The sequence below is a fragment of the Streptomyces sp. NPDC059456 genome (assembly GCF_042750055.1).
GTDB lineage: Bacteria > Actinomycetota > Actinomycetes > Streptomycetales > Streptomycetaceae > Streptomyces.
Window position 1 is genome coordinate 1 of the sequence record NZ_JBHYVA010000444.1, and the last position, 7,237, is coordinate 7,237.

At 71.1% G+C, this 7,237-nt stretch carries 5 protein-coding genes; 3 read left to right on the top strand and 2 right to left on the bottom strand.

Annotated elements, in window-relative coordinates; all coding sequences use genetic code 11:
* Nucleotides 1-170: 170 nt before the first annotated feature.
* Together ACFXA3_RS29710 and ACFXA3_RS29715 are read left to right on the top strand one after the other, a co-directional pair.
* On the top strand, nucleotides 171-1,754 hold the full coding sequence (locus tag ACFXA3_RS29710; protein ID WP_385191647.1) for an FMN-binding glutamate synthase family protein: 1,584 nt from the start codon (nucleotides 171-173) through the stop codon (nucleotides 1,752-1,754).
* Between the two features lie 48 nt (nucleotides 1,755-1,802).
* Nucleotides 1,803-3,530, top strand: a complete 1,728-nt coding sequence (locus ACFXA3_RS29715; protein ID WP_385191648.1) for a thiamine pyrophosphate-dependent enzyme — start codon at nucleotides 1,803-1,805, stop codon at nucleotides 3,528-3,530.
* Between the two features lie 129 nt (nucleotides 3,531-3,659).
* Here ACFXA3_RS29715 and ACFXA3_RS29720 read toward each other — a convergent pair whose 3' ends face one another.
* Nucleotides 3,660-4,610, bottom strand: coding sequence for a TetR/AcrR family transcriptional regulator C-terminal domain-containing protein (locus tag ACFXA3_RS29720; protein ID WP_385191650.1), 951 nt, complete (start codon nucleotides 4,608-4,610; stop codon nucleotides 3,660-3,662).
* Nucleotides 4,611-4,790: 180 nt separating this feature from the next.
* Here ACFXA3_RS29720 and ACFXA3_RS29725 point away from each other — a divergent pair, with 180 nt between their 5' ends.
* Nucleotides 4,791-6,002 carry an FAD-dependent monooxygenase gene (locus ACFXA3_RS29725; protein ID WP_385191651.1) on the top strand — a complete coding sequence of 404 codons (1,212 nt, stop codon included), beginning with the start codon at nucleotides 4,791-4,793 and terminating at the stop codon, nucleotides 6,000-6,002.
* A gap of 13 nt (nucleotides 6,003-6,015) precedes the next feature.
* Here ACFXA3_RS29725 and ACFXA3_RS29730 read toward each other — a convergent pair whose 3' ends face one another.
* Nucleotides 6,016-6,921 (bottom strand): AraC family transcriptional regulator N-terminal domain-containing protein, encoded by a 906-nt coding sequence (locus ACFXA3_RS29730; RefSeq protein ID WP_385191653.1) that lies wholly within the window; start codon nucleotides 6,919-6,921, stop codon nucleotides 6,016-6,018.
* Nucleotides 6,922-7,237 lie beyond the last annotated feature (316 nt).

Here is a 7,237-nt window from a genome sequence, read left to right on the forward strand (position 1 = left end):
GCGACCTTCCGGCCCCCGGAGGCGGGGGGGGCCGGCGGGGGGCGCGCCGGGGGCGCGGGGGGCCGGGGGCGGGCCGGGGCAGGCAGCCCAGGGGTCGGCCCGTCGACGCGAGCGTCCGTGCGCGCACCCGGCAGGCGGTTGGCGGGGAGACTTCGGGACAGAAGCACGGCGTGCTGAAGATACTTCTCGTCGTCTTGCCCGCCTTGCTCGCCGCATCCGCCTCGGTCGCAGCCGTCGTCGCCACGCCCTGGTTCTGGATCTTGGCGGTCCCTGCGCTCCTGCTCGCGCTGGTGGCCGTACACGACCTCGTACAGCGCCGGCACGCGATCCTGCGGAACTACCCTCTGCTCGGGCACCTCCGCTTCGCCCTGGAGGCGCTGCGACCGGAGATCCAGCAGTACTTCGTCGAGCGGAACTTCGACGGCCGCCCCTTCGACCGCGACACCCGGAGCATCGTCTACGAAAGGGCCAAGGGGACGGACGCCGAGGAACCGTTCGGTACCGAGCTCGACCTCTACCGGCCCGGCAGCGAGTACCTCACCCCGTCGATGGCGCCTCGGCCGGTGCGGACGGATCCGCCCCGGGTGCGGATCGGCGGACCCGACTGCACCCGCCCGTACGACATGGCCCTGCTCAACGTGTCGGCGATGAGCTTCGGCTCGCTGTCGGCCAATGCCGTACTCGCCCTCAACGCCGGCGCGCAGTCGGGCCGCTTCGCCCACGACACCGGGGAGGGCGGCCTGTCGGAGTACCACCTGCGCCCGGGCGGGGACCTCGTCTGGGAGATCGGCACCGGCTACTTCGGGTGCCGGACCGACGAGGGGGACTTCGACGCACGGCAGTTCGCCCGGAAGGCCGCACACGAGCAGGTCAAGTGCGTGTCGCTGAAGATCAGCCAGGGTGCCAAGCCGGGTATCGGCGGTGTCCTGCCGGGAGCCAAGGTCAATGCCGAAATCGCGAGGGTCCGCGGCGTCCCGCAGGGGAAGACCATCGTGTCGCCGTCCTTCCACCGCGTCTACTCCACGCCGCGCGAGCTGGTGCGCTTCCTGGTCCGGATGCGCGAACTCGCCGACGGCAAGCCCGTCGGCTTCAAGCTGTGCGTCGGCTCGCGCCGGGAGTTCCTCGCCGTGTGCAAGGCCATGCTGGAGGAGGGCGCCACGCCGGACTTCGTCATCGTCGACGGAGCGGAGGGCGGAACGGGCGCCGCGCCCCTCGAATTCGCCGACCACGTCGGCCTGCCGCTCGGAGAAGGGCTGATGACCGTACACAACGCCCTCGTGGGGACAGGGCTGCGCGAGCGGATCCGGATCGGAGCCGGCGGCAAGGTAGCCACTGGCAGCGACCTGGTCAAACGCCTCGTCCAGGGAGCCGACTACACCAACGCCGCCCGCGCCATGATGTTCGCGGTCGGCTGCATCCAGGCGCAGCGCTGCCACACGAACACCTGCCCCGTGGGCGTCGCCACGCAGGACGAGCGGCGCGCCCGCGCCCTCGACATCGGAGACAAGGCACAGCGCGTGCAGCGCTTCCAGGAGGCCACGGTCAAGAGCGCCCTGCAGATCATGGCGGCGATGGGAGTCGACGAGCCGTCCGGGCTGCGCCCGCACCAGCTGGTCCAGCGGGTGGATCCGCACACCGTCCGCTCCTACGCGGAACTGTACGAGTGGCTCACACCGGGACAGCTGCTCGCTTCAGCTCCCGGGGGCTGGGCATCCGACTGGCGGGCGGCCGACCCGGACCGCTTCACCCACTGACACACGGGCCCCCGCCCCGGGGGCCGTATCGGACGGAAGGGCACTCCTGTGGCGCGTACCGTCGCCCGCGTGATCGTCGATGCACTCAAGGAACTGGGTGTCCGGCACGTCTTCGGCGTCGTCGGGGACGCCTTGAACCCCCTGACCGACGCGATCCGCACCACCGACGACCTGGACTGGGTCGGCTGCCGGCACGAAGAGGCCGCGGCCTTCGCGGCCTCGGCGCAGTCGCAGCTCTCCGACACCCTCGGGGTGTGCATGGGTACGGTCGGGCCGGGGTCCGTGCACCTCCTCAACGGGCTCTACGACGCGGCCAAGAGCCGTACGCCGGTCCTGGCGATCTGCGGACAGGTCCCTCTCGCCGAGGTCGGCAGCGACTACTTCCAGGAAGTGGACAACGACCTGCTCTTCCGCGACGTGGCCGTCTACCGTGCCACCGTCTCCTCGCCCGATCAGATGCCCCGGATGCTCGAATCGGCCGTGCGCGCCGCCGTCAGCCGGGGCGGCGTGGCGGTGCTGACCGTCCCCGGCGACCTGGGCGACCAGGAGCTGAGCGAGGACCGCCCCATGCGCTTCGCCCTCGCCGCGCCCCGCACGCGCGCCGAGGACCCGGCCCTCGCCGCGGCCGCGGAGCTGCTGAACTCCGCTTCCCGCGTCACCCTGCTCGTCGGCCGCGGGGCGCGCGACGCCCGTCCCGAGGTGCTCCGGGCCGCGGAACTGCTCGCCGCTCCCATGGTGCTCACCCTGAAGGCGAAGGAGGGCTTCGAGGACGACAACCCCTTCCAGGTGGGGCAGACCGGTCTCATTGGCAATCCCGCCGCCGCGCACGCTCTCGACGGCGGCGACGCGCTCCTGATGCTGGGCACCGACTTCCCCTATCGCGACTGGTACCCGAAGGGCTGCGCAGTGGTGCAGGTCGACGCCCGTGCGGAGCACCTGGGCCGCCGGATCCCGGTGGACGTGGGTCTCGCGGGCGATGTCGGAGCCACCCTGCGCGCCCTGCTGCCGCTGCTGGAGAAGGCTCCCGACCGTACGCATCTGGAAGACGCCCGGGATCGGTTCGCGCGCTGGGAGGAAGGGCAGCAGCGACTGGCCGACCCGTGCCACGAGCACCGCTGGACCGGCAGGCTCCGGGCCGCCCTGGACAACCGGGATCACGAGATCCGCCCGGAGGCCCTGGCTGCCGCGGTGGACCGGTATGCCGACGAGGACGCCGTCTTCACCTCCGACACCGGCATGGCCACCGTCTGGCTGTCCCGTTTCGTCAGCATGCGCGGGACCAGGCGGCTGATCGGCTCGTACAACCTCGGCTCGATGGCGAACGCCATGCCGCAGGCCCTCGGGGCCCAGCTCTGGGCGCCCGACCGTCAGACCATCGCCTTCTGCGGCGACGGCGGCCTGAGCATGCTGCTCGGCGATCTGATGACGATCAAGACGTACGGGCTGCCGGTGAAGCTCGTCGTCTTCGACAACCGCCGGCTGGGCATGGTCAAACTGGAGCAGGAGCAGGCGGGGCTGCCCGAGTTCGGCACGCAGCTCGACAACCCCGATTTCGCCGCGGTCGCCACGGCCCTCGGCCTGACGGGGATCCGGGTCACCGATCCGGCTGAACTCCACGACAGTGTGCGCCGGGCGTTGGAGACCCCGGGGCCGGTCCTGCTGGACGTACTGACCAACCCCGAGGAAGTGGCCGTGCCGGGCAAGCCCACCGTGGCACAGGGATGGGGGTTCGCCATCGCCAAGGCCAGGGAGGTCCTGTCAAGCCGCGAGGACTGACGGGGCGCACGCACGCCCTGCCGGTTCAGTGGCCGAGAGCGCGCTTCAGCTCCGCTGTGTGCATCTTCGAGACACGGCGGCTGTGCCGAGCAGGCCGCACCCGCGCCTTCCCGCTCGCGGGCACCTCATTCACTTGTCGAGGAGTGAGGCGAGGCCGTCGAGGAGGCGCTGGAGGCCGAACTCGAAGAGGGCGTCGAGGTCGAGTTCGTATCCGGCCTCGGTGAGGCGGGAGAACGCGGGGAACCGGCCGGTGGCCAGTACCGCCAGGAGCGCGGATTCCTGGGTGTCCATCCACTCCTTGTTGTCGAGGCCGCTGTGCGCCTCGGCCTCCCTTTCCCACTCCAGGTTGATGGCGATACCCCGGGCGTAATTGAGCAGCATGAGGTACGCGGTGAAGGCGGAGTGCAGGTCGAGCCCTTGGGCGTGCAGGGTGGCGAGCATCCACTCGTTGTACGGCAGGGCCGAGGTGATCATCTGGGGGCGGGTCACCGACAGTTCCGGTGCGAGCCATGGGTGGCGGCGGAACAGGTCCCAGAGCTGCCGGGCCACCAACTCGATCGCCTCGCGCCAGTCCGGCGGCGGGCTGGCGGGCAGCGGGTGCTGCGCGATGACCGTGTCCATCATCCGTACCAGCAGGTCGTCCTTGTCGGCCACGTGCCGGTACAGCGACATGGTCGCCACCCCGAGCTCGGCGGCCACCCGGCGCATCGAGAGCGCGGCCGGCCCCTCCGTGTCGGCGATCGCGACTGCGGCACCGACGATCCTTCCGAGCGTGAGCGCCTGCTGGCCCGATGGCGGGGTGGACGGTCTGCCCGGGCGGGCGGCGGCAGCGGGTCGGGCGGTGCGCACAGGGCGACTTGGGGCCTCCACGACGGTCCCGACGCCGGGGACCGCGCGGACCAGGCCCTCGCGGCGCAGCTCGGTGAGGACCTTGGTCGCGGTCGCCATCGCGACGCCCCACCGCTGGGTGATCTCGCGGGTCGAGGGCACGCGATCGCCGGGTGCCAGTTCACCCGTCTCGATCCGCCGCCGCAGTTCGCCGACGATCTGGCTGTAGCGCGGTACTGCCTGTCCGCCCACCCGAACTCCCCTGCACTAGTGCACCCGGATGGGCGCCATCCTAGCCGCCAGCGTCGGCAGATCTCCGCGCAGGAGCAGCACCGGCACCATTGAGCACTAGTGCAGCACTCCCCCAATACCACTTACCGGTAAGCAATTTCGAGCTTGCACGCCTTCTTGTGTACGACGTACGCTCGCATCATGTCGAACAATGAAGTCCTCATTTGTGGTGCCGGAATCGCCGGGCCCGCGCTGGCGTACTGGCTACGCCGGGCAGGCTCCAGGGTCACGATCGTGGAACGCGCGCCGGAACCCCGGCCCGGCGGGCAGGCCGTGGATCTGCGCGGCGCCGGCCGCACCGTGATCGAGCGGATGGGTCTGTTGGACCGGGCCAGGGCGCAGAGCCTGGACCAACGCGGCCTCGCACTCGTCGACTCCTCCGGCCGGATCACCGCGCGGATGCCCGCCGACAGCTTCGGCGGGGAGGGGTTCGTCTCCGAGATCGAGATCCTCCGCGGCGATCTCGCCGGCCTGCTGTACGAGGCGACCTTGCCGGACACGGAGTACCTCTTCGACGACACCGTCACCGGGATCGATCAGGACGCGGACGGGGTGGGCGTCACCTTCGAGAATGCCGCGCCGCGCCGGTTCGGGCTGGTCGTCGGCGCGGACGGACCGCACTCCGTGGTACGCGCGCTGGCCTTCGGCCCGGAGCAGGGGTTCGTCCGCCCGCTCGGCCTCTACACGGCCTGGTTCACCGCCACCGACGACCTGGACCTCGACGGCTGGTTCCTCATGCACAACGCGCCCGGCGGGCTGGTCTCGTCCGCGCGCCCCGGCCGCCTCCCCGGCGAGATCAAGGCCGGTCTCAGCTTTCGCTCGGCACCGATCACCTACGACCGCCGCGACGTCGCCGCCCAGCAGGAACTCGTGGCGCAGCGCTTCGCCGGCGCCGGCTGGGAGACCCCGCGCCTGCTGCGGGCCATGCGCACCGCCCCGGACTTCTTCTTCGATTCCATGGGCCAGGTCCGCCTCGACCACTGGTCGCGCGGCCGTGTGGTGCTGCTGGGCGACGCCGGATACTGCGCGACCCCGCTGACCGGCCTGGGCACCAGCCTGGCCCTGGTCGGCGCCTACGTCCTGGCCGGCGAGCTCGCCGCTGCCGAAGGCGACCACCGCACCGCCTTCCACCGGTACGACGAGGTGATGCGCCCGTACGTGAGCCAGGCCCAGCAGCTCCCGCCGGGCGGTGCCTCGGGGTACGCGCCTTCGGGCCGGCTCGGGATCCGCCTGCGGGACCTCTCCATGCGCCAGATGACCCGCTGGCCGATGCGGAACCTGCTCGCCGCACAGTTCGCCAAGGCCGGGGACATCGCACTGCCGGACTACGGTCTCGCCACGGACACGAGGTGAACGCACTCGCCGGTCAGCCCAGCACGCCTCCGGACATGCCCATTCCCCGCCGGAGGCGGGTTGCGTCCTGACTCGGGGGGATTCCGAACTGGCGTCGGTACTCCCGACTGAACTGCGACGCGTTGTCATATCCGACACGCCTGCCGACGCCGCCGATGTCGCCCGGGCTCTGGGCCAGCAGCAGGCGTGCCTCCTGCAGCCTGATCTGCTTCTGGAACTGGATCGGGCTCATCGCGGTCACTGCCTGGAAGTTGCGGTGGAACGCGGAGACGCTCATGCCGGCGCTCCGGGCGACGTCCTCGACCCGGAAGGGCTCGGCATGGTGTTCGCGGATCCAGCGCACGGAGCGGGAGATGTGGGTCAGGCTGCTGTCGGGCAGACCCAGTTGGCGCACGCTCGCCCCCTGCTCCCCCGTGATCAGCCGCCACAGGATCTCCTGCTTGACCAGTGGTGCCAGGACCGCCCGGTCCCTCGGCTCCTCCAGCAGGCGCAGCAGGCGCACCACCGCATCCAGGAGTTCGTCCGGTGCATCGCTCACCACGATGCCCGGGGGTGCCTCGGTGCTCGCCCGGGGCGTGTCTGCGGGGTCTGCCGCGAGCAGCAGCCGAGCGACCTCGGACGGCTCCAGCACGAGGCCGAAGCCCAGGGCCGGTTCCTGTGGGTCGGCCCGCAGGAACTCGCCCGTGACGGGAAGGTCGACGGAGGCGACGAGATACTGGCCCGGCCCGTACTCGTAGAGGCGCTGTCCCAGAGCGAGCCGTTTGGCGCCTTGGGCGATCACCGCCAGGACCATGCCCGACATGGAGGGCGCCGGCGGATCGGACCGGTCGGTCTTCGAGATGAGCACGCCGTCGATGGCCGTGCTCCGGTCGGGGCGGGCATGGCGCGCCAACAGGGTCCGCAGCTCGTCGAGGTACATGCCCTCATTGCAGCACTTCAGGGCCACGGCTCCCGTGTGCAAGAGGATCGTGCAAGGACGGGCGAGGTTTGTCGTACCGGCCGGGCCGGTGCGTTGGTTGCATGGAATCAGCGCGGTGCACGGTCCGCGGACCGCGTGCTCGACATCGTCGCCCCTGTAGGAGGAACGTCATGAAGGTCGCCATCGTCACCGGAGCCAGCTCGGGGATCGGTCAGGGGGCGGGGTGGGGGGTGGGCGTGCGCGGGGGGGGGGGCTGGCTCGCCTAGGGCCTGACAGTGCACGGGCTCCGATAGACAAGGGACGCGGCCGACGACTA